A 21,772-nucleotide genomic window follows, 5' to 3' on the forward strand; every position below is an offset into this window, starting at 1 on the left:
TAATATATATTATATAACATTTTTGTTAAATTTCCATAATTATTGGTATAATTGTTGGTCTTCTTTTTGTTTTATCATAAATATATCGCTCTAAAGCCTTCTTAATATTAGTTTTAATTAAATACCATTCTAGTATTTTTTCATCTAAACAATTTTGTAATTCTTCAGTTGCAATTTCTTTTAGTTCATTTATTAACTCTTCAGATTCTTTTACATATACAAAGCCTCTAGTAATTATATCAGGACCAGCTATTATGCTATAGCTTTCTTTTTCTATTGTTACTACTATATTAACTAATCCATCTTGAGCTAAATGTTTTCTATCTCTTAATACTAATGTTCCAACATCTCCTACTCCTAATCCATCAACTAATACTGTTCCCGAATGAACCTTTCCTGAAATTTTTGCTTCTTCACTATTTATTTGAAGTACTTTTCCTCTTTCTAATATAAAAATATTTTTTGATTCCATTCCTAGTGTAATTGCTAAATCCTTATGATGTTTTAAATGTCTATATTCACCATGTACCGGCATAAAATATTTAGGTTTAGTTAATCTATGCATTAATTTTAATTCTTCTCTATATGCATGACCTGAAACATGAACTTCTTCCAAATCTTCATATATAACATCTGCTCCTTTTTTAAATAGTTCATTTATAACCTTTGAAATCAATTTATCGTTTCCTGGTATTGGAGATGCTGATATTATAAACAAATCATCTTTTTCAATTTTTATTTTTCTATGATTACCATAAGCAATTCTAGCTAATGCAGCCATTGGTTCCCCTTGACTTCCAGTAGTTATAATTGTTATATTTTCATTATTATAATTTTTAATTTCATCTATTTCAACCATCATATCTTCTGGAATATATAGATATCCAAGTTCTAATGCAAGTTTAGATATGCTTTCCATACTTCTTCCTGAAAAAGCAACTCTTCTATTATTTTCTATAGATGCATTTACAATTTGTTGCATTCTATGTATATTAGAAGCAAATGTAGCAATTATAATTCTTCCCTTTGCCCCTCTAAAAATTCTATTGAAAGTATTCCCTATGGATTTTTCAGACATAGTGTATCCACTTCTTTCAACATTTGTACTATCAGCCATAAGTAATAGAACACCCTCTTTTCCTATAGTAGATATTCTATCTAAGTCTATGACTTTATCATCTATCGGTGTTAAATCAATTTTGAAGTCTCCTGTGTGAAAAATTACCCCTAATGGAGTTTCTATAGATAAACAACAAGATTCAGCAATGCTATGAGTACTTTGTATAAATTCGACACTTAAGTTTTGAAAAGTTACTTTTGATCCGGGATCAACACTAATAAGCTCTGTTGTTTCTACTAAATCATGATCTTTAAGCTTAGTTTCTATTATAGCTAACACTAATTTTGTTCCATAAATAGGTACATTTAATTGTTTTAATATATACGGAATTGCACCTATATGGTCTTCATGCCCATGTGTTATGAAAAATCCTTTAACTTTTTCTTTATTATCAATTAAATAAGTTATATCTGGAATAATTAAATCTACTCCGTACATTTCTTCATCCGGGAAAGCTATTCCACAATCTATAACTATTATCTCATCTTTACTTTCTATAATAGTAATATTTTTCCCAATTTCTCCAACTCCACCTAATGGAATTACTTTTACAAATAAATCCTTATCCATTGAAAAACCTCCTATTCTAATAGGAGTAGTATTACCAAAAAAACAATATAAAATTAAAAATGTTAAAAATTAATCCCTCAGAAAGTTCTAAGGGATGTATAATTAATTATTATAATATAAATTTTCACTTTGATATTCAGAATCACAAGTAATATCTATTCCCAATCTTCTAAAGGTTTGTTCATCATTGTGTGATACTATAGTAGTTGAGTGAGCTTGGCATTCTTTTAAATGTGATAATTTATTTAAAGCCACTTGAGCCGTAGGATTTGTAGCGGCACATATGCTTAATGCTATTAATACTTCTTCACAATTTAAAACTGTATTTTTTATTCCTAAAGTTTTAAACTTTAAGTTTTGTATTGGTTCTAAAATTACTGGAGAAATTAAATGTATTTCATCAGAAATGTTAGCAAGATGTTTAATAGAATTTAATATAACTGCTGCTGGTGCATCCATAACTTCTGATCCTCTTCCAGTAATTATTGTACCATCTTCAAGTTGTAATGCTACAACTGAGGAAACTTCACTTTTATTATTTTCATTTTTTTTCTTTAATGAATATTCTCTTGCAGGAAGCACAACTCTTCTATCACTTTCTTTAAGATTTAACTCTTCCATAATTAATTTTGCTCTATTTGCAACTTCCTTATCTACATATCCTTTTTTATATTCACAAATAGTTTTAAAATATCTTCTAATAATTTCTTGTCTAGATGCTTCTTTAACTACATTGTCATTAACTATTCCAAAGCCAACCCTATTAACACCCATATCTGTTGGTGATTTATAAATTGATTCTTTTTTAGTTATTTTTTCTATAATTCTTTTTAAAAGTGGAAAACTTTCTATATCTCTGTTATAATTAACTGCTACTTTATTATAGGCATCAAAATGGAATGAATCTATCATATTTACATCTTTTAAATCAACTGTAGCAGCTTCATAAGCTATATTTAAAGGATGCTTAAGAGGTACATTCCAAACAGGAAATGTTTCAAATTTAGAATATCCTGCAACATTACCTCTTTTATTTTCATGATATAATTGACTTAAACATGTTGCTAATTTTCCACTACCTGGCCCAGGTGCTGTAACTACTACTATTGGTTTAGATGTCTCAATATACGGATTTTGTCCATATCCTTTATCACTAACAATGGTATCTACATCTGTTGGATAGCCCATTGTTGCTTTATGTTTATATACTTTTATTCCTCTTCTTTCAAGCTTATTAATAAATACTGTCGTAGCAGGTTGGCCATCAAATCTTGTAATTACTACACTATTTACATCTAACTCGTAAGATCTTAGATCATCAATTAATCTTAAAACTTCTAGATCATATGTAATACCAAAGTCACCTCTGATTTTATTTCTTTCTATGTCTCCAGCATATACACAAATAACTACTTCGACTTTTTCTTTTAATTTCTGAAGTAATTTAATTTTAGCATTTTCATCAAATCCTGGTAAAACTCTTTTTGCATGTAAATCATACATTAATTTTCCACCAAATTCTAAATATAACTTATCATAATTATTTACTCTTTCTAAAATATATTTAGATTGTTCTTCTAAATACTTTTTATGATCAAATCCTATCTCCATATCTCTGCCTCTTTTCTTTATTCTTTAAGTAACTCATTTATTATACAACAAAATTTTCCTCCTTTCTATAAAAATTAAAGCATATGTATATAAATCATATACATATGCTTATAGGTAAAATCATTATCATTTTACCCTTTATATCACACTTAGGCTTCTTAGGTAGAATTATATTCTTAGATTTTAATACATCTAAATATGGATCTATGGATTCTAAGATTCTTTCATAATATTCTTCTTGTGATGATTTTCGTAATAAACTTATGCATTTATTATCATCTTCTTTAATCATCATTACTTTTCCAAAAATTTTACATGAACATTGTATAAAGTCTACAGAATTATATCCATTATTAACGAAATTATTTTCATTTATAGCTAATACTAAGGAAGTTTCTCCTGTCTTTAGAACTAAGTCAGCTGTACCATTTTTGCTTATTGAATTTTTCAAACTTACTAAAAGACGTGATATTATTGTAAAATCTAGTTCTTTTAATTTATTTTTATCCAAAAAAGAGTTCAAAAAATCTACCCCATAACAATTAATACTTTCTATTAATGTATCTATATATAATGGAATTGAAATTTCTTGAACACAACCACTAATTTCTACATAATCACCAACTTTTACATCTCCATCAGCAATTGCTTCCATGTCAACAAGATTTCTAACTCTATTGTTAGAATACATATTAGTTAACAATTCATTATGAAGAGTAAAGACAGTTCTGATTTTTTTAATTTCTTGCTCATTTCTATCAAAATCCCTACCTTCAAATCCTAGATTTCTCTCACTACCATCTTGAAAATGCTCTTCACAAGTATTATGTTTACTTTTATATCCAGATATTTTATCTTTTTGATCTTTATAATCTACCCCATTTGAACTCCTATCTCCTATTCTGACATTTCCGCCAATAGTCCTATCTCTAATTCGTCTATAGGTTCTTATATCAATATACCCATTTAAAGCTAATGAACTCAAATTTTTAATTAACAATTCGTCTAAATATACAAGTAAGTCTAACACTTTTATCCTCCTAGGAATTCATGCTATACACCATATTATATTAATATTTTATAATTTTAATAACTCTTACCTTTCTTTATTTTTGCTAAGTAAAATTTTTTCAATTTCCTTTAAAATTTCTTCATCGCCTTCTTTAACCTTTAATGTTCCAGATTTGCTATTCTCAATTATTTTAAATATAGTTACTTCATCTTCTAATTCTTTTATTTTTTTACTTAATTCAATTTTATTTTTTTTAGATAATTCTAAAGAATATACTTCCCCACCACAAATATTACAATTACCTATTAACTTTTTATAAGTTATCCTACCTATATTAAAATCCTTATGTTCTTTTATACTAATAACCCTTATTGGCTGTATCTTTCTACATTTTTCACAAAAACATCTGTCTTCAATCATATTTTCACCTCTAATTTATTTTACCATATACATATGTTTAATATAATAAATTTTATATTATTAAAATAAAAGGATGCAGAATCTGCATCCTTTTATCACTTTATTACCAACAGCCGCCCAATAAAAATAACCATAATAATGGCCAAGCGCCACCGAAACCACCGCAACCTCCACCGAAGCCACCACCGAATCCGCCACAGCCATTATTAAAGCCACCACCGAATCCGCCACAGCCACAACCGAAGTTTCTATTACATCCGCAGCAATTATTTCTACAACAACAGCTATTGCATGATCTCCTTGACATGTTTATCAACTCCTACTCTTTTGTATAGTATATAGTACTCTTTAAGTATTAATTTTGTTCTGTTTATCTTTTTATTTATCAATTATCATTTACGAGTATTTTATTTACTAATATATTATAAATTGTATTACACCTTACTATATGATAGTATTTATATAAACAGGAGGTATTGTTATGGAAAAAAGAAATAGACTTATAGCACCTAGAAATGTTGTAAATACAAAAATGCTTTATAGTTTCTATATTTTAAAAGAACTTGCCAAAGGTAATACTATTTTTGGTAATAAAGTTTTAGAAGAATTTAAAAATTGTTTTTCAACAACTTCTCTACCATTCCCAGTTTCATCAAGTACAATATACGAAACTCTTTATGATTTAGAAGAAAAAGGCTATGTTAAAAGCAATTGGACTGGAGATGAATTTTTAAATAAAAGAAGTAAAAAAGTTTATTCAATTACTGATTCAGGAATAGAATACTATAAAAATCATATTGCAGATTATATCGATAATTTAAATAGAACTAAATCCACTTTAGATATGATGATCGAAATGCTAAAAAAATAATATTTTAGCATTAAAATTTGGTATCTTTTTATAGTTAAGTAAATATTATATTTTATATACTATTTTCCAAGGAGGAACTATGAAAAAACCAAATAATATTAATAATTATAATAAACTAAATATATGCTATTTAAATTCAATAGAAAAAAATATAGATTCTTATACTTTAAATGAAGATTTTCTTACCATATCTTTTTGTAATGTTGATTTTAAAAAATATAAAACTATTAATGTATTTCTAAAAAATATAAAAACTAGAGAATTATTAAAATGTAATTCTTTTATTAATAAAAGCAATTTAATCATCAATTTAAAAGAATTAAATTCTTTATGTACTGATTATGAATTTAGTATAATTGTTTTTCTTGACGGAAATGAAAATTCTGATTTAATATATCCTAAATTCAGTTATAAATCAGATCAAGGAAGAGCCATTATATCCAACTCTAATAGCAGTAATTTAAAATGGTATCTTAGAGTTTTGGAAAATGGCAAGCTAAGATTATCTACTATCTATTTATTTTCAAATTGTGATAGTGAATACAATAAGCAAATTATAATGTAAAAAGGGTACTTATCATAATGTACCCTTTTAAATTAATAATATTTTGAATTTAAGTTTTCTAAATAGCATTTTTTTGAACAGTATATTTTAAAATCTTCATCTTTTATATATGATTCTCCTAAATGTATAATTTTATTACATAAAACACATTTTAAAATCTCATATTTCTCATTATCTTCACTATAATACTCTTCATTTAACTTATAAAAAAAGTTTTTCAAATTATTCATAAAATCCACCTATATCATATAATAATTATCTTATGATATAAAAATTAAATTTATGAATTTATAACAAATCATTAATTTTAGCTATATTTATATAACTACTAATATTATCAGAATCATTATAAAATAATGGGAATTTCATATTATAATTTCCCCATATAGTGCAATGGAATTTATAAAAATAAAATGTTATAAAGAATAATTCTCTTGTACATAATTTTGTAAGTAAATTAATGTATTTTTTATTTTCAATCTTATAATATATGCTTTGTTCATTTACTAATTTCAGCAATTCATCAAAAATCTTTATATCTTCATTATCTAGATTACGTTTAATAAAATTAATACTTTCATTATTTAAATTATTTTTATAAAAATCTATTATTAAAAAACCTTGGTTTAAATCGAAAAACATCTCAATAGATTTTATAAAATTTAACTCTGCTTCACTTTTATTATTTTCATTTGAATATAATTCCATGTAATTATACTTATCAAACCCCTCTAAAATATTATTAAATTTAATTTTTATAATATTTTCAAAATCCATTTGACTTATAATTTTCAAATCCATTAAGACTGCTCCTTAATTTATATTATTCCATTTATTAACTTTACTTCTAACCTTTTCAATTAAATCATTTAAAGTTTCGGTTTCAATTTCCATTAATTCATTTAAGGTTTTATTCTTAATTACTTGCCTATACTTAACTACTTTACTATGATCTATATTCCATAATTCAAAAATTTTACTTTTTTCAATATTCATTCAAAATCACCTACATATTATTTTATATAAAAATTTGCTTTTAAAGTTCCCTCTTTATCGTATGAAGAAACTCCAATTTTATTTTTAGTAATTTGACTATTTTCAAATAAATATGCATTATAAAAAGTAAAATCTTTTATAACATCTCTTGTAATATAAATAACTAGAAATTCATTTTTTTCTTTTACTAAAGAATTTAATATTATCTTATTGAAAAAATCAATTCTATTCCTTGATGAAGTTTCTAAAATTTGTATATAACCATTACTAGATTTTTCTTTAACTAAATTAATTAAATTATATATTGCTGATAAATCTTTTTCTAAATCAAACTCTCTTAATATTTTCATTTTCTCTTGTGAATTACTAATATTCTCAAATTCATATTCATACCAAGAAATTTCTGTATTTCTTATATCATTATTTTTTTTATTAATAACTGAAAAGCCTAAAAGTCTTCCTAAGGTAAGAAAATATCTATTCTCTTTTTTCATAATATCCATACTATTGCTATACTTATTTAATCCAAAATTCACATAATTTCTTATAAAACCATTAAATATTATCATTAAATCTAAATCTAACATAAAAGCTCCTCTATGAATTATTTATATGTATTTTACCATAATATTGTTTTGCTTTCACTAATATTGTTTTGTCTTTCTTTTTTTATTTTGTTTATTTCATCATTTACGAGTATATTGTTTAAGATATATTATTTAAAAATAAAGGGCGATAAATATCACCCTTTATTTTTAAATTAATTTTTGATCAAATACATTGTCTAAATTAACTTTTTTAACTCTTTCCTTTATTTGATTTTTATCAATAGTATATAATCCCAATTCTTTCATTCTATTAAAATATTCTGATCCAGCAAAAGTATATCTATTTTTTCTTCCTTCTCTTTTTGCTGCTTTTTCATTAGCATAAGATATTATATCACCTATAGCAATAGATGAAGGTAGTATTAGCAATGGTATTCCCATTGCTAATCTTACTGCATTATGACCAGCTAAACTTCCAGTGGCAATAGCTTCTGTATGTCCAACAAACAAGCCTGATTTTTCTCCAGCACAAAATAAATTATCAACCCCTTGAACTTTTAAATCATTAGTCCTTGGGGCTACAGATAGGTATCTAATTGAGTTCCCTTTACTACCTGCATAAGGATCAACATATTTTGCATATTCAAGGCCTTTTATTTTCCTTAATTTTTTTAAAGGATAATAAGTTGTCATTAGCTTAGCATGTCCAGTATCTAAGAGGATTATATTTTCAGCAAATTCCTTTAATGCATACTGCTGACATACTTTTGAACTTAATTTATCATAATTTATATCTTCTTTTGGAACTTCTAAAACTACACATCCTTTTTCATCTAGTTCTTTTACTATTTCTTTAGATAAACTTTCCTTAGCTAATTTACATGAACCTGAAAATGCTCCTAAATTATCTTCATCCCTTTCTCCCTGAATATCTGAGACTCCACATCTTTCGCTTATACTTAATCTTGGTCCAAAAGCTGGACACCTTAATATACACATAGAACAACCATTACCATATCTTAAACAATTTCCCATTGGTCCTGTAGTTCCTGTTGTCTCAATAAATACATCTGCCTCTTCATAACTACCATCACTTAAGAAAATTCCCTTAACTCGTTTTTCTTCTAACTTAACATCTGTTACTCTACTTTCTATATGAATGTTAATACCCATGTCTTCTAAATACTTACTTACCTTACCTTCAATTAAATTAACATCATAAAGAGTTGCATGTTTATGACCTGGGAATTCTATATCTTTATGCCTAGCGGTATCATCAACTATATTTATTAAATCACCAGCACCAAGCTCTATTAATTCTTCGGAGGCTGTCCATCTTCCGTTATTTCTCATAATCCCTCCGACATTACCAAGACCTAATAACAAATCAGTTTTTTCATAAATATGCACTTCTGCACCAGCTTTTTTTGCCGTAATCGCAGAAGCAACCCCTGACCATCCACCACCAACTATAATAACCTTTATCATATAAACCTTCTCCCTTCAAATACATTTCTTGGATCTGTTTGTACTTTACAAAATCTTTTTACCCTATGTCCAGAAAACCTTACAGTACAACTACCACATATGCCTTCCCCACAGCACATTTTTATATTATTACAGCATGAAAGCTTTATATCTTTTCTATCTAAACTATTTAAATAATCAATTAATTTTACAGTTAGTATATCTGCACCAGCAATGTGTATATACTTTATATCTTTTTCATTTATTAAATTTTTTATAATTACCTTTGACTCATCACTTAACTCACCTTTATCTATTAATATCTCATTAGTTATTTTTACAGCATATTCATCTAGATACTCTTTAACATAATTATCTTTATATGGGGTATTATCTAAAATTAAATTTATATTATTTTTATTTATTGATAATTTTCTAATAACAGGTATCATAGGCGCCATTCCAATACCTCTTGCTAAAACTAGCACATTATTATTTATCTGACTATTTAAATTATTAAGACCAAATACACCATTCCAATAAGGACCTCTTATAGTTATACTTTCTCCATCTTTAATTTCTAATAAATTTTTAGTTTTTATTCCTCTTATTTCAATCATTATAGAAACTATATTAGTTTCTATATTAGATTCTAGAATAGAGATGGGCACATCAAAATATATATTATCTTCATCTGGTCTAATAAAAATAAAACTACCTGGCTTTACTAGATCTATTGCCAATTTATGAGGAACCTCAAATTTTATTAGTAGAATATCTTTTTCATACAACTTAGTTTCTTTTACTAAACAATTATATGTTTTTCTTCCTTCCTTTGCTTTCGAGCCATTATTAATAAACTCATGATATATACAGACTCCTTTCCAATTTAAACAATCACAAAAGCATCCTCCTTGTAATTGTGAGCAAATTATACATTCACCAGCTTCTGCTAACTTACATGGGCAATACTCTGTTCCTGAATCAATACATTCAACAATTTCCCTCATTTTTCATGTCCCCCAGATATTCATTATACAATATCAGATTATTTTTTATCTTTTATTTTGTTACAATATTTTTAAAATAAAAAATAGAGTATATAATCTGAACTCAAATTCTTAACATCTTGAGTTCAGATTATATTACCTCTACTTTTCTCCTAAAATTATTTTTTCTAATTCTTCTTTACTTAAACTTATATTACTTATTAAAGGAAATTTACCTTTTTCATAAATCTTATTCTTAATTGATATTTTTCCAAGTATATCTCCTGCTTCTATATCTAGACTTGGATTAAATACCTCCACCTCTACTACATCACTTTCTTTATAACCGTATGTAATATCTTCTTCATCTATTATATCACCTAATCCAGCTAACTTTTCTTCCTTTAATATATCCTTATTACTTTTATTAATAAAATCATTAGATTTAATTACATAATTATATATTTTTTCTGTTACATTCCACCTATCAACACAATTTAAAACAACTATTATTATATTTCTACCATTATGATTTATAGAAGAAACTAAACATTTACCTGCCCCACCAGTATACCCTGTTTTAACTCCATTTGCTCCAGGAATCTTATATAATATCTTATTAATATTTTGATAATCTCTTGTGAAATTATACTTATCTTTATAAATAACTTTTTCTCCAACAAATTCTCTAAATTCTTCATATTCCATTCCCTTAGCTGTTAATATAGCTAAATCATAGGCCGAAGAATAATGCCTTGGGCTATCCAACCCATGCGGAGATTCAAAATGCGAATTTATTATTCCAAGACTCTTAGCATAATCATTCATTATATTTGCAAATCCTTCTATGGATCCACCTATATCCTCTGCAATAGCTATTGCAGCATCATTACCAGATCTAAACATAAGTCCAAATAATAATTCCCTCATAGATATTTCTTCACCTGCAGCATATCCTACTGTTGAACCCCTAATAGATGAAGCATTTTTACTGATGGTTACTTTTCTTTCTAAATTTCCATAATTTATTGCTATTAGAGATGTTAAAATTTTTGTAGTACTAGCCATAGGTACTATTTCATATCCATTTTGACTCCATAACACTTGCCTACTTTCTGCATCTATTGCAATAGCATTTCTAGCAGATACCTTTAAAGGTACATCAATATTAACTTCTTCAGATGATATATCTATAGAATCCTCTTCAATAATTTCCATAGATTCATAATCATTATCAATATTTTCATCTGTATATGCCTTAACTGAATAAATATTCCATGTAAATGTCAATAATGTTAATAAACTAGTTGCTATAACTTTTTTTATAATATTCATATTATCACCCTCTATACTAACCATCTAAGTGTAGTTTGTTCTAAAAGATAAATTTTAAACATTATTTCTACATAATTTTTAATTATCTACTAGTTTTTATTAGAAGAAAGGATTTTAAAAATGGCATTACTACTTATATTATTAATAATTTTATTAATTATAATTTTCCCTATTCCTCTTAAAATTAAAATTGAATATTCTAATGAGGATTTTACTCTCAAATTATTTAGATTTATAATCTTTTCTTCAAAAAATGGCATAAAAAATAAATATTTAAAAAGCTTTTTAAATAAACTGCCAACTAAAATAAAGAAAAATAAAGAAAGTAAAAGCCATAAAAATAATAGAAATAAGAAAAGAATTTCTTTTAAAAAATTATATTACAATATAAATTCTAATAAATTTAAACCCTTAATTAAAGTAAAAGGCTTTTTAACTTATGGACTTGATGATGCAGCTTATTGCGCATTATTATATGGATTACTATGCAATTTGCCAAATATAGTTTACTTTTCATTAGATAAAATTTTTAAAGTTAAGGGATTAATATTTGATATTAATCCAAAATTTAATACTGTAACTTTATCATTTGGAATAACTAGTATATTTTATTTTAATATTGCCAATATTATATATATATTCTATTTAATATTTAAATCTATGGAAAATAAGGAGGTGGCTCCCAACCACGGGAGAAATATATGACAAATCAACATCCTGTAGAAAATTTAATGAAAAGTACTATGGAAAACTTAAAAGACATGATTGATGTTAATACTATAATAGGTGATGCATTAGAAACTAAAGACGGTAGCTATATTATTCCAATTTCTAAAGTAACTTTTGGATTTGTATCCGGTGGAAGTGAATTTGGAAATCCATGCACTGTTCCTACTGAATTAGTAGCTAATCATCCTTTTGGAGGTGGTTCAGGTGCTGGAATAACTGTTAAGCCAGTGGCTTTTTTAGTATTAAGAAAAGATGTCGTAAGACTTTTACCAGTTGAACAAAACAATACTTATGATAGAATAGTAGATTCTGTTCCACAAATCATAGATATAGTTAAGGGGTTTTTTAACGAAGAAAAAGATAAAAAAAATAAATTTGAAGAAGGATCAACTTCTGATAGTTGCGACAACAGCGATTCTTCTTCAAATAATTTATATTAATTTATATTATAATTTATATAAGATATATTTTAGAATATCTAAAATATATCTTATATTTCTTTTATCATTTCACTCATATTTTCTATTAATTTATCTTCTTCATCTTTATAAAGATCTAAAGAAGGTAATTCATTTAATTCTTTTAAGCCAAACTGTCTTAAAAACTCCTCCGTAGTCCCATATAAAATAGGTCTACCAGGTACTTCTAGTCTACCAACTTCTTTTATTAAATCTTTCTCTAATAATCTTTGCATTGCACTTTCTGATTTTACACCTCTTATTTCATCTATATCAACCCTTGTTATAGGCTGCTTATATGCTATAATAGCTAAACTCTCCAAAGAGGCTTGTGACAATGATTGTCTTTTATTTTTCTTTAATAATTTCTGAATATAATTGCTATTTTCTGCTTTTGTAACTAATTGAAACTCACCATTAATAGATATTAACTTTATACCCCTTTTTTCTTCTTCATATTCTTTTATCATTTCATCTAATATACCTTTTATTGTATTAGTTGAAATTTCTAAAGCATTACTAATATCCTTTATTGTTAATGGATCCCCACTAACAAATAGTAAGGACTCAATAGCAGACTTTATTTTAGGCTTTGATGATATTTGTTCAAATTCATATTGCGCTACTTCTAATTTATTCATTATTGATTCTCCTTTCCATTAGGATATCATTAAAGTTATCATCCTGGTAAACCTTAATAATTCTAAGTTTAATAAGTTCTAATAACGCTAAAAATGATACTATAGCTTCTAATTTACATTCACTTTCTCTTATAATATCTTTAAACCTAATTATTTTCTTATTATCTATATCTAATAATAAATCATTCATTTTATCTTCAATTTTATATTTATCAACAAATATTTTTCTTTGAATTACATTCTCTTTATTTTGCTTATTAATATAATTATCAATCAAATTATTGTAGATATTATACAAATCTAATAGTGTTATATTTTTGAAAATATCTTCTTCCTTTTTCCCTACATTAACTTCTTCAATAATTTCAGGTTTTTTAACATAAATATCTCCTGAATTAATATATCTATCTCTTAAAAATAAAGCTGCACCTTTTATTTTTTTATATTCAATAAGCTTTTCCATTAAATTTTTCTCTATATCTTCTTCATTTTCCTCATCATTTCTTACTACTGGTAAAAGCTTTTTTGATTTTATTTCAATTAATGTTGCTGCAACTACAATAAACTCAGAAGTAATTTCTAAATCCATAATTTTCATATCATCTAAGTATTTTAAATATTGATTTGTAATTTTATATATTTCAACGTTATATATATCCATTTCATTTTTCTTAATTAAGTGTAACAATAGATCAAAGGGGCCTTCAAAATTTGCTACTTTAACCTTGGGCATTTCCATATATATCATCCGCCTTTAATTATACATTTTCCTTAGAATATAATAATATCAATTTTACTTGTAAAGGACAACCTTTTTTGATATAAGAAAAAGGGATCCATATAGAATCCCTTTTTTAAACACCTTTTCTGAACATATTTTTCATATTAAACTTAAAGTTTTCAAATATTCCACCTAGTTTTATATCTCTATCTGAATATAATTCCACTTCACCTATTTTATCTTCTCCAAGATAAACTTCGCATTTACCTACTATATCTCCTACCTTATATTCCTTTTTAAGTTCTTCAATTACTATCTTCTTTTCAACTTCCCTATTGTCTCCTTTTGGAATAATTGCTATTAAATCATCTTTAGCCTTTGCTATAAAGAACTTATCAGTATTTTTACTTAAATAAATACTTTCTACCTCTTCATCTTTAACTAATATCTTTTTACCTTCATATTTTGAGAAACCAAAATTCATTAACATTCCAGCATCTCTATTTCTAATTTTATATGTAGGAGCTCCCATAATTACTGAAAGCATTCTAACTCCATTTCTTGTTGCAGTAGCTGAAATACAATATTTTGCTTCTTCTGTATATCCAGTTTTTAATCCATCACAACCTTCAAAGAATCTAACAAGTTTATTATGATTTACTAATTCAATAGGTGACAATCTTCCTTCAGATATAGTTTCCATATAAGTACCTGTATACTTTAATATAGTTGGATGCTTTAATAGTTCAAGTGACATAATTGAAATATCCCTTGCTGTAGATAAATGTCCTTCTTTTGGTAGTCCATTACAATTTTTAAATGTTGTATTAGCCATTCCTAGTTCTTGAGCTCTTTTATTCATCATTTCTACAAAAGCCTCTTCTGTTCCTCCTAAGTATTCAGCTAATGCAACTGCTGCATCATTTCCTGATGCAATTGCAACTCCCTTTAATAATTCTTCAACAGTTCTAACTTCTCCTGTATCTAGAAGCATCGTGCTTCCGCCCATTTTTTTTGCATTTTCACTACATGTTACTTTGTCGCTCAATGATATCTTACCACTATCTACAGCTTCCATTGTAAGTAGCATAGTCATAATTTTAGTAACTGATGCAGGAGCAAATTTTTCATCCGCATTTTTTTCAAATAGAATTTTTCCTGAAGTTGGCTCAATTAATAATGCAGATCTTGCCTCTACAGCAATTCCCTCCTCATTGAATGTCTGTATGTTCCATTCTTCGTATGTTTCAACTTCCTCATTATATGTCTCAACATCAGCTTTTACTGGTACAATATTTAGATATAATAAGCTTAAAGTAAGTGCTATAACTTTATTAATTATTTTTTTATTCATTATGTCTCCTCCTTTCAAGCTTATTATTACCAATAAAAATAAAAATATGATAAAAAGAAATAAATTCTTCTTATCATATTTTCTATATTTATTGAACTACATCATATATCAATGGAAGCTTTTCATTTAACTCTTTTGATATTATTATATTATCAATAATACTATTTTTTGCTTTTTCTATATTGCTTTTATCATTACTATGGATATATGCTAGTATATCCCCCTCATTTACTTTATCTTCTCTTTTCTTATTTAATACTATTCCTACAGCCAAGTCTATATCACTTTCTTTTGTTTCCCTTCCAGCTCCTAGCTCCATAGCTATAAGTCCAAAGGCTTCTGCATTAATTTTAGTAACTACACCACTTTTAGTAGCTCTAACTTCTTCTATATATTTTGCTTTAGGAAGATTATCAGTATTATCGACAAGTGATTCATCACCACCTTGTGCCTTAACAAACTCTTTAAGTTTTTCAATTCCCTTACCATTCCTAATATTTTCTAACAATAAAGTTTTTCCTTCTTCAAAAGTTTTTACTTTATTACTACAAATAAGCATATAACTTCCTAATGTTAATGTTAATTCTAATAAATCTTCTGGTCCATTTCCTTTTAAAAGCTCTATTGCTTCTTTAACCTCCAATGCATTTCCAATTGCATATCCTAAAGGTTGATCCATATCTGAAATTACACCAATAGTTTTTCTTCCAACGGATGTTCCTATATCAACCATTTCTCTTGCTAAAGCTTTTGCATCTTCAGGAGTTTTCATAAATGCCCCATCTCCAACTTTTACGTCTAACACTATAGCATCAGCACCAGAAGCAATTTTTTTACTCATAATACTTGATGCAATTAAAGACATATTGTCTACTGTAGCAGTAACATCTCTTAAAGCATATAATTTTTTATCTGCAGGTGCAATATTTCCTGTTTGTCCTGTAATTGCTATTCCAATAGTATTAGAATTATTTATAAACTCATCTTCAGTAAGTTCTACTGAAAATCCTTTAAAAGATTCTAATTTATCAATTGTTCCTCCTGTATGCCCTAGCCCTCTTCCTGACATCTTTGACACAGGAACTCCTAATGAAGCAACTAAAGGAGTTAAACAAATACTTGTCTTGTCACCAACTCCACCAGTAGAATGTTTATCAACTTTTACACCCTTTATTGATGATAAATCTATAACATCACCTGAGTTTACCATAGACATAGTTAAATCTGTAGTTTCTCTTTTATTCATTTTATTAAAAAATATAGCCATAAGCAAGGCTGATACCTGATAATCTGGTATCTCTCCCCTTGTAAAACCTTGCACAAAAAAATCAATTTCTTCTTTAGATAATTCTAGACCTTTTCTTTTTTTCACTATTATGTCATATATTCTCATTAGAAAATGACCTCCTATTTGTTAAGTATATTGCTTAAAAAGCTTTTTCCATCAATACTATTTTCAATGTTAAAATAGTCTAAAATAGTCTTGCTTATATCAGTAAAGCTTTCTCTTGTTCCTATATTAACAGGATTAATCTTATTTCCATATACTAATAGAGGTATATATTCTCTTGAATGATCAGTACTTTCTGTAGTCGGATCACAACCGTGATCTGCAGTAAGCATTAATATATCATCTTCTGTCATCTTATCATATATTTCTTTTAATCTATTATCTAGATCTTCAATTGCTTTACCATATCCTTTAGGGTCATTTCTATGTCCATATAACATATCGAAATCTACTAAATTAGTAAATATAAGACCTTCTTTTACCTCATCCATATAACTTAAAGTAGCATCTACACCATCCATATTATCTTTAGTATGAACTGCTCTTGTAACACCTTTTTTATTATATATATCTTCTATCTTACCTACTGCTGCTACTTCTTTTCCATTTTCCTTTAAATACTCAAGCATTGTTTTTGAGAATGGATCTAAGGCATAGTCTCTTCTATTAGGGGTTCTTTTATAGTTGCCATTTTCGCCTATAAATGGTCTCGCAATTACTCTTCCAACTACGTTTTCTCCAACAAGCATCTCTCTTGCTATTCTACACATTTCATATAGTTCTTCTAAAGGTATTACATCTTCATGTGCAGCTATTTGAAAAACACTATCTGCTGAAGTATATATTATTGGATAACCTGTTTTTACGTGTTCATCACCAAGTCTTTCTATGATTTCAGTCCCAGATGCAACACAATTACCTAAAACTCCTTTTTTATTTACTCTTTTTATAAATTCTTCAATGATTTCTTCTGAAAAACCATTAGGATAAGTATTTAAAGGAGTATTAAGTATAACTCCTCCAATTTCCCAGTGTCCTGTTACTGTATCCTTTCCCTTTGATCTTTCTGCAAGCTTTCCATAAGCCCCAATACTATCATTAACTTTATTTAAATATTTAACCCCTTCTATATTACCAAATCCTAATTTCTCAAGATTATCAATCTTTAATCCCCCACAGGCTTTATAAGTATTGTCTAAGGTATGACTACCAACATCTCCATAAAGGTTTGCATCTGGTAATTCACCTACTCCTAAGCTGTCCATAACTATTAAAATTACTCTTTTCATTTTATCTTCTCCTTTCAAACTATAAAGCCTAGAATTATCTATTCTGTAGTTTTATTATGCTCTAGGATGGGAATTTTTATATACTATATTTATTTTATCATTATTTATTATCTCATAATATGTGTCCATATAAGTCAGCACTTGATTTCCTAAAAGTTTTTGTACTGCTCTAACATTAGCTCCATTTTGTAATAAGTGCACTGCAAAGGAATGTCTAAAGGTATTTAAATTGACTTCTTTTTTTATTCCTGCCCTATGAGAATATTCTTTTACTATTCTCCATACACCTTGTCTTGTTAATTGATTTCCATTTAAATTAACAAATAAATTATCAACTCCAGCTGATGCAACTCTATCTCTAATCTTAAAGTATTCTTTTAATGCTTCAACTGCACTTCTTCCTATTGGTATTAATCTTTCAAAATTTTTATTATCTAAACATTTTACAAAATTCAACTCCAAATTAATATCATAAACCTTTATGTTAATTATTTCTGAAACTTTCATACCTGTTGCATACATAAGCTCTAATAAAGCATTATCTCTAATTCCCTTATTAGAATCTTTATCTACAATTTTAATTATTCTGTCTACTTCTTCAATAGTCAATATTTCAGGTAGTTTTCTTGTAGTGGTAGTATTCTTATAATAAATCTTAGGAATTTCTCTAACAACTTCTTGATCTTTCAAGTAATTATAGAAACTTCTTAAACTTATTACTATCCTATTTATTGATCTTTCAGATTTACCTTGACTTAATAAATGTTGTATATAACCTAAAACTGACACATTATCAGTTTTATCAATACTTATATCCTTACTTTTTAAATACTTAACATATAAGTTTACATCAGTTACATATGCATAAACAGTATTTTCACTTTTATGGCTTTTCAATAAAGACTCCTTATAATTATTAACAATTTCTTTCATAATACTCCCCTATCCTATTTTATTAATATTCGACAAAAAATTTATAATTCCTTCTTTGTTTTCATTGGATTAGGTTATTTTATAAACTTTAGTTAACACTAACCTTATTAATCCTGGACTTAAATAGCACTCTATAAAAACTCCTATTATAAATAGAATAAAGAAGAAAGATAACTTTATAATCAATCCATTAGACATTACTTTGTTAAATCTAGTTACACCAAAAAACTTTTCTTTTATTTTCATAGATGATAATTCTAATGAAATTATACTAATTCCAACGAAAAAAGGTACATAAAGTAAATTTTGTGGTACTGTAGAAGTTAGAGCAATCCAAATTCCTTTTCCTTCAAAAGTAGTTAATAAAAAACTAAAGGTATATCCTAAAGTAAACCCTTTTATTAAATCAACGATTAAAATTATCGGTGCTCCAAAAACAGTAAATCCTAGTGCTATTATAAGTAAAATAGTTAAAAAATTATTTTTAATTATGCTAAAGAGCAATTCATTTGTTTTTATTTCTTGATTATTAATACTTTTTATAAATGCTGTAAAATAGTCTGATAAATCCTTAGCATCTATTCCATCCATATATTTTATGGTATATGCACCCAGTAATATACCAACAAAAAAGAATGTTAGTACCAATAAATAGAACATTTTATTTTCTTTAAAATTAGAGTTCATCTTTTCCATTAAATTCATAATATTCCCCCTAGAAAGTTGCTATAAAACATAATATGATACCAATCTTTGTATTATTCATAATTGAATATATGTAAATGAAAAAACTATGGAAAAGTCAATTTAATAATTAACTTTTCCATAGCCTTTAAATAATTTCTATAAATAAGAAAAAACGCTTATTGTCTTTCCATCAATAATTTCACCTTTTTTTATCATTTCTTTAACATTATTAATATTCATAATCTTAACATTTGTGAACTCATCTTCATCTTCATGCTTATTTCCTAAAGTTAAGGCAGTTGCTTTATATAAATATATTATTTCATCACAAAATCCTGGTGCTGTTGCAATACATCCTAAATATTCTAAATTTTCAGCTATATATCCGGTTTCTTCTTGAAGTTCTCTTCTTGCACACTCTTTTATGTCTTCATTTTTATTAATCTTTCCAGCAGGTATTTCTAATATTCTCTTATTTAAAGCTAATCTAAACTGTTCTACTAAAATAATATTTTCATCATCTAAAAATGCAATAATAGCTGTAGCTCCCGGATGTTTAACTACGTCCCTAGAGTAATTTTTTCCATTTGGAAGTTCTATATCTACATTCACGATATTCAAAAAACTTCCTTTATAAATTAACTTTTCTTTTAATATTTTTTCATCCAAATTCATTTTTTTCTCCTTTATATTTACAAAAAACACTTTTAACTAAAGAAGTGATCTCTAATTAAAAGTGTTTTTTAGGAATTATTTTGTTATATGAGTTATTTATAGATTATTTCTTTAGTAGATTAACTACTTAAATATTACTATAATTTTCAAATTATTTCAATATCAATTTCATCGTAAATACATTTTTTACTTAAATATATCTTTTTATGTTGTAACTTCTATATCATATTAATTCATTATAATTTGAATAATAAAAATAATCTTATATAAACATCAATTTATAATAAGCATAAATTCTTTCATGATTTTATATATTAAATTTTATTTTCTATAAATGAACATATTATATAGGTAATAATAAAAATTAGAAAACAATATACCGTTATTTAACTAAAATCATTTTATAAGAATCTCTTATTTATTAATTCTTAATCAATAAATAAGAGATTCTTCTTATCATAATATTTAATTATATATAGACACTGTTTTCAAAAATCCATAGCAAGTTTTATAATTTATCCATATTTGAATTTCTTAAGCCATTGCTATTACTAGCTTTAAGACACTTTATTCTTAAGTCTTAGCTTGTCAGCTATAATTGCTATAAATTCACTATTTGTAGGCTTACCTGTATAAGTAAACATCATTCAAAGCTAGTGTTTAAGCCATTTGTTAAAATATTACAACATATATTTTCTTCTAAATTGATAGGTTTAGACAAAAAATATTTATTGGTGTAATAGTATACTTTTATTTACATTTTGTCAATACTTGCGATACTTATCCAGCTCTTTTTCTAACTGGTCTATAAAGTCTTTCGCCTCTATCTCCTCTAATATATCTCATTTCTAATGTTTCTCTTTTTATACCAGTAATATGACTCAATTCGGTTAATGTAACAATCTTACCTTCATAATCTATATAAATAGTACAAGCCTTGTTGTTTGCTTGTATATTCTTATCTACCCATCTACAATTATCAGGTTCATAGTTGCCATTTACGTCAATCCTATCAATACTGAGCATATCATTATACCCATTATCATATGCCCAGTTGTGAAAATTCAAGTAGCTATTTCTCCACTCATCACATACTTTTATACCTCTAGCACCATAATTATAATAATCTTTATTATTAGGGTTGTAACAACGTTGTTTCATCATAACCCATCTTCCATATAACTTAGTCTTTTTAGCTAAGCCATGTTTATTCTTAATATTCATAAACCTAGTTCCTCCTAAAAAATTTCTTTTACTATTATCCGTATTTGTACCTTCTTACCCGTAAAACAAAAATTCAAATAATCAATAAAATCCAAATTTTAATTAGGTGAACACTAGGTAAATACTTGGTTTGAAGGCTCTCTGTTAATTTTAAAATTTCTATAATCCTTAAAAACTACTATGTATAGTTAAGAATTATTTTTAAAATTTATTTCTGCTACAAAAAGCAAAAAAAATCGGGATGCAATAGCTAACTAATATTAAGC

Annotated in this window: 24 protein-coding genes and 2 pseudogenes; 4 read left to right on the top strand and 22 right to left on the bottom strand. The window is 26.3% G+C overall.

Annotated features, from left to right (window positions below):
* Window positions 1-25 precede the first annotated feature (25 nt).
* The 5 genes from ACQPUY_RS00350 to ACQPUY_RS00370 form a co-directional block, all read right to left on the bottom strand.
* Window positions 26-1,690 carry a ribonuclease J gene (locus ACQPUY_RS00350; RefSeq protein WP_430838876.1) on the bottom strand — a complete coding sequence of 555 codons (1,665 nt, stop codon included), beginning with the start codon at window positions 1,688-1,690 and terminating at the stop codon, window positions 26-28.
* A gap of 102 nt (window positions 1,691-1,792) precedes the next feature.
* Window positions 1,793-3,301 (bottom strand): DUF1846 domain-containing protein, encoded by a 1,509-nt coding sequence (locus ACQPUY_RS00355; RefSeq protein WP_430838877.1) that lies wholly within the window; start codon window positions 3,299-3,301, stop codon window positions 1,793-1,795.
* Window positions 3,302-3,395: 94 nt separating this feature from the next.
* A complete protein-coding gene (locus tag ACQPUY_RS00360) occupies window positions 3,396-4,331 on the bottom strand; it encodes a hypothetical protein (protein ID WP_430838879.1) in 936 nt (311 codons plus the stop codon).
* A 66-nt stretch (window positions 4,332-4,397) separates the two neighbouring features.
* Window positions 4,398-4,733 carry a hypothetical protein gene (locus ACQPUY_RS00365; protein ID WP_430838880.1) on the bottom strand — a complete coding sequence of 112 codons (336 nt, stop codon included), beginning with the start codon at window positions 4,731-4,733 and terminating at the stop codon, window positions 4,398-4,400.
* A 103-nt stretch (window positions 4,734-4,836) separates the two neighbouring features.
* The gene (locus ACQPUY_RS00370) at window positions 4,837-5,040 is read right to left on the bottom strand and encodes a hypothetical protein (RefSeq protein ID WP_430838881.1); all 204 of its coding nucleotides are present in this window, start codon (window positions 5,038-5,040) and stop codon (window positions 4,837-4,839) included.
* Between the two features lie 174 nt (window positions 5,041-5,214).
* Between ACQPUY_RS00370 and ACQPUY_RS00375 the strand changes: the two genes are divergently transcribed.
* Complete coding sequence (locus ACQPUY_RS00375; protein WP_430838882.1) at window positions 5,215-5,604, top strand: PadR family transcriptional regulator; 390 nt, start codon at window positions 5,215-5,217, stop codon at window positions 5,602-5,604.
* A 79-nt stretch (window positions 5,605-5,683) separates the two neighbouring features.
* Entirely contained in the window at window positions 5,684-6,169 is a 486-nt protein-coding gene (locus ACQPUY_RS00380; protein ID WP_430838884.1) for a hypothetical protein, read from the top strand.
* 32 nt (window positions 6,170-6,201) lie between these two features.
* Here ACQPUY_RS00380 and ACQPUY_RS00385 read toward each other — a convergent pair whose 3' ends face one another.
* The 7 genes and pseudogenes from ACQPUY_RS00385 to ACQPUY_RS00415 form a co-directional block, all read right to left on the bottom strand.
* Window positions 6,202-6,399, bottom strand: coding sequence for a hypothetical protein (locus tag ACQPUY_RS00385; protein WP_430838885.1), 198 nt, complete (start codon window positions 6,397-6,399; stop codon window positions 6,202-6,204).
* Between the two features lie 58 nt (window positions 6,400-6,457).
* Window positions 6,458-6,970, bottom strand: a complete 513-nt coding sequence (locus ACQPUY_RS00390; protein ID WP_430838886.1) for a hypothetical protein — start codon at window positions 6,968-6,970, stop codon at window positions 6,458-6,460.
* 12 nt (window positions 6,971-6,982) lie between these two features.
* Window positions 6,983-7,165, bottom strand: coding sequence for a hypothetical protein (locus ACQPUY_RS00395; RefSeq protein WP_430838887.1), 183 nt, complete (start codon window positions 7,163-7,165; stop codon window positions 6,983-6,985).
* Window positions 7,166-7,182: 17 nt separating this feature from the next.
* Complete coding sequence (locus ACQPUY_RS00400) at window positions 7,183-7,752, bottom strand: hypothetical protein (protein WP_430838888.1); 570 nt, start codon at window positions 7,750-7,752, stop codon at window positions 7,183-7,185.
* A 168-nt stretch (window positions 7,753-7,920) separates the two neighbouring features.
* Window positions 7,921-9,198, bottom strand: coding sequence for an FAD-dependent oxidoreductase (locus ACQPUY_RS00405; RefSeq protein WP_430839511.1), 1,278 nt, complete (start codon window positions 9,196-9,198; stop codon window positions 7,921-7,923).
* Window positions 9,198-10,190, bottom strand: a complete 993-nt coding sequence (locus ACQPUY_RS00410) for a sulfide/dihydroorotate dehydrogenase-like FAD/NAD-binding protein (protein WP_430838889.1) — start codon at window positions 10,188-10,190, stop codon at window positions 9,198-9,200. The genes ACQPUY_RS00405 and ACQPUY_RS00410 overlap by 1 nt, the downstream gene beginning before the upstream one ends.
* Window positions 10,191-10,574: 384 nt before the next feature.
* Window positions 10,575-11,504: pseudogene (locus ACQPUY_RS00415) on the bottom strand (D-alanyl-D-alanine carboxypeptidase family protein); the annotation flags it as partial.
* A 120-nt stretch (window positions 11,505-11,624) separates the two neighbouring features.
* Here ACQPUY_RS00415 and ACQPUY_RS00420 point away from each other — a divergent pair.
* Window positions 11,625-12,209, top strand: a complete 585-nt coding sequence (locus tag ACQPUY_RS00420) for a DUF2953 domain-containing protein (RefSeq protein ID WP_430838890.1) — start codon at window positions 11,625-11,627, stop codon at window positions 12,207-12,209.
* Window positions 12,206-12,673: a GerW family sporulation protein gene (ytfJ, locus tag ACQPUY_RS00425; protein ID WP_430838891.1), complete on the top strand. Its 468-nt coding sequence runs from the start codon at window positions 12,206-12,208 to the stop codon at window positions 12,671-12,673. The genes ACQPUY_RS00420 and ytfJ overlap by 4 nt, the downstream gene beginning before the upstream one ends.
* Before the next feature lie 50 nt (window positions 12,674-12,723).
* On the opposite strand, the gene scpB is transcribed toward ytfJ, so the two are convergent.
* The 10 genes and pseudogenes from scpB to ACQPUY_RS00475 form a co-directional block, all read right to left on the bottom strand.
* Window positions 12,724-13,332, bottom strand: coding sequence for an SMC-Scp complex subunit ScpB (scpB, locus tag ACQPUY_RS00430; protein WP_430838892.1), 609 nt, complete (start codon window positions 13,330-13,332; stop codon window positions 12,724-12,726).
* Window positions 13,325-14,071 carry a segregation/condensation protein A gene (locus ACQPUY_RS00435; protein WP_430838893.1) on the bottom strand — a complete coding sequence of 249 codons (747 nt, stop codon included), beginning with the start codon at window positions 14,069-14,071 and terminating at the stop codon, window positions 13,325-13,327. Before ACQPUY_RS00435 ends, scpB begins: the two co-directional genes overlap by 8 nt.
* A 115-nt stretch (window positions 14,072-14,186) precedes the next feature.
* Window positions 14,187-15,407 (bottom strand): D-alanyl-D-alanine carboxypeptidase family protein, encoded by a 1,221-nt coding sequence (locus tag ACQPUY_RS00440; protein ID WP_430838894.1) that lies wholly within the window; start codon window positions 15,405-15,407, stop codon window positions 14,187-14,189.
* Between the two features lie 88 nt (window positions 15,408-15,495).
* Window positions 15,496-16,800, bottom strand: a complete 1,305-nt coding sequence (locus ACQPUY_RS00445; protein ID WP_430838895.1) for a pyrimidine-nucleoside phosphorylase — start codon at window positions 16,798-16,800, stop codon at window positions 15,496-15,498.
* A gap of 14 nt (window positions 16,801-16,814) precedes the next feature.
* Complete coding sequence (locus ACQPUY_RS00450) at window positions 16,815-17,987, bottom strand: phosphopentomutase (protein WP_430838896.1); 1,173 nt, start codon at window positions 17,985-17,987, stop codon at window positions 16,815-16,817.
* A 54-nt stretch (window positions 17,988-18,041) separates the two neighbouring features.
* Window positions 18,042-18,920: a tyrosine-type recombinase/integrase gene (locus ACQPUY_RS00455; protein ID WP_430838897.1), complete on the bottom strand. Its 879-nt coding sequence runs from the start codon at window positions 18,918-18,920 to the stop codon at window positions 18,042-18,044.
* A 69-nt stretch (window positions 18,921-18,989) separates the two neighbouring features.
* Window positions 18,990-19,625, bottom strand: coding sequence for a stage II sporulation protein M (gene spoIIM, locus ACQPUY_RS00460; protein ID WP_430838898.1), 636 nt, complete (start codon window positions 19,623-19,625; stop codon window positions 18,990-18,992).
* A gap of 138 nt (window positions 19,626-19,763) precedes the next feature.
* A complete protein-coding gene (locus tag ACQPUY_RS00465; RefSeq protein WP_430838899.1) occupies window positions 19,764-20,282 on the bottom strand; it encodes an NUDIX hydrolase in 519 nt (172 codons plus the stop codon).
* 557 nt (window positions 20,283-20,839) lie between these two features.
* Window positions 20,840-20,911 (bottom strand): annotated as a pseudogene (locus ACQPUY_RS00470) (sporulation initiation factor Spo0A C-terminal domain-containing protein); the annotation flags it as partial.
* A gap of 151 nt (window positions 20,912-21,062) precedes the next feature.
* Entirely contained in the window at window positions 21,063-21,506 is a 444-nt protein-coding gene (locus ACQPUY_RS00475) for a hypothetical protein (protein ID WP_430838900.1), read from the bottom strand.
* Between the last annotated feature and the right edge of the window lie 266 nt (window positions 21,507-21,772).

The sequence above is a fragment of the Clostridium nigeriense genome, assembly GCF_050585245.1.
GTDB classification, from domain to species: Bacteria; Bacillota; Clostridia; order Clostridiales; family Clostridiaceae; genus Clostridium; species Clostridium nigeriense_A.

Bases quoted from the DNA above. Each gene is read 5' to 3' on its own strand.
- ACQPUY_RS00420 (WP_430838890.1), top strand. From the start codon at position 11,625: ATGGCATTACTACTTATATTATTAATAATTTTATTAATTATAATTTTC.
- ACQPUY_RS00380 (WP_430838884.1), top strand. From the start codon at position 5,684: ATGAAAAAACCAAATAATATTAATAATTATAATAAACTAAATATATGC.
- ACQPUY_RS00455 (WP_430838897.1), bottom strand. From the start codon at position 18,920: ATGAAAGAAATTGTTAATAATTATAAGGAGTCTTTATTGAAAAGCCAT.
- ACQPUY_RS00400 (WP_430838888.1), bottom strand. From the start codon at position 7,752: ATGTTAGATTTAGATTTAATGATAATATTTAATGGTTTTATAAGAAAT.
- ACQPUY_RS00475 (WP_430838900.1), bottom strand. From the start codon at position 21,506: ATGAATATTAAGAATAAACATGGCTTAGCTAAAAAGACTAAGTTATAT.
- scpB (WP_430838892.1), bottom strand. From the start codon at position 13,332: ATGAATAAATTAGAAGTAGCGCAATATGAATTTGAACAAATATCATCA.
- ACQPUY_RS00445 (WP_430838895.1), bottom strand. From the start codon at position 16,800: ATGAGAATATATGACATAATAGTGAAAAAAAGAAAAGGTCTAGAATTA.
- ACQPUY_RS00440 (WP_430838894.1), bottom strand. From the start codon at position 15,407: ATGAATAAAAAAATAATTAATAAAGTTATAGCACTTACTTTAAGCTTA.
- ACQPUY_RS00435 (WP_430838893.1), bottom strand. From the start codon at position 14,071: ATGGAAATGCCCAAGGTTAAAGTAGCAAATTTTGAAGGCCCCTTTGAT.
- ACQPUY_RS00355 (WP_430838877.1), bottom strand. From the start codon at position 3,301: ATGGAGATAGGATTTGATCATAAAAAGTATTTAGAAGAACAATCTAAA.
- ACQPUY_RS00365 (WP_430838880.1), bottom strand. From the start codon at position 4,733: ATGATTGAAGACAGATGTTTTTGTGAAAAATGTAGAAAGATACAGCCA.
- ACQPUY_RS00385 (WP_430838885.1), bottom strand. From the start codon at position 6,399: ATGAATAATTTGAAAAACTTTTTTTATAAGTTAAATGAAGAGTATTAT.
- ACQPUY_RS00395 (WP_430838887.1), bottom strand. From the start codon at position 7,165: ATGAATATTGAAAAAAGTAAAATTTTTGAATTATGGAATATAGATCAT.
- ACQPUY_RS00450 (WP_430838896.1), bottom strand. From the start codon at position 17,987: ATGAAAAGAGTAATTTTAATAGTTATGGACAGCTTAGGAGTAGGTGAA.
- ytfJ (WP_430838891.1), top strand. From the start codon at position 12,206: ATGACAAATCAACATCCTGTAGAAAATTTAATGAAAAGTACTATGGAA.
- ACQPUY_RS00370 (WP_430838881.1), bottom strand. From the start codon at position 5,040: ATGTCAAGGAGATCATGCAATAGCTGTTGTTGTAGAAATAATTGCTGC.
- ACQPUY_RS00410 (WP_430838889.1), bottom strand. From the start codon at position 10,190: ATGAGGGAAATTGTTGAATGTATTGATTCAGGAACAGAGTATTGCCCA.
- ACQPUY_RS00350 (WP_430838876.1), bottom strand. From the start codon at position 1,690: ATGGATAAGGATTTATTTGTAAAAGTAATTCCATTAGGTGGAGTTGGA.
- ACQPUY_RS00390 (WP_430838886.1), bottom strand. From the start codon at position 6,970: ATGGATTTGAAAATTATAAGTCAAATGGATTTTGAAAATATTATAAAA.
- ACQPUY_RS00465 (WP_430838899.1), bottom strand. From the start codon at position 20,282: ATGAATTTGGATGAAAAAATATTAAAAGAAAAGTTAATTTATAAAGGA.
- ACQPUY_RS00375 (WP_430838882.1), top strand. From the start codon at position 5,215: ATGGAAAAAAGAAATAGACTTATAGCACCTAGAAATGTTGTAAATACA.
- spoIIM (WP_430838898.1), bottom strand. From the start codon at position 19,625: ATGAATTTAATGGAAAAGATGAACTCTAATTTTAAAGAAAATAAAATG.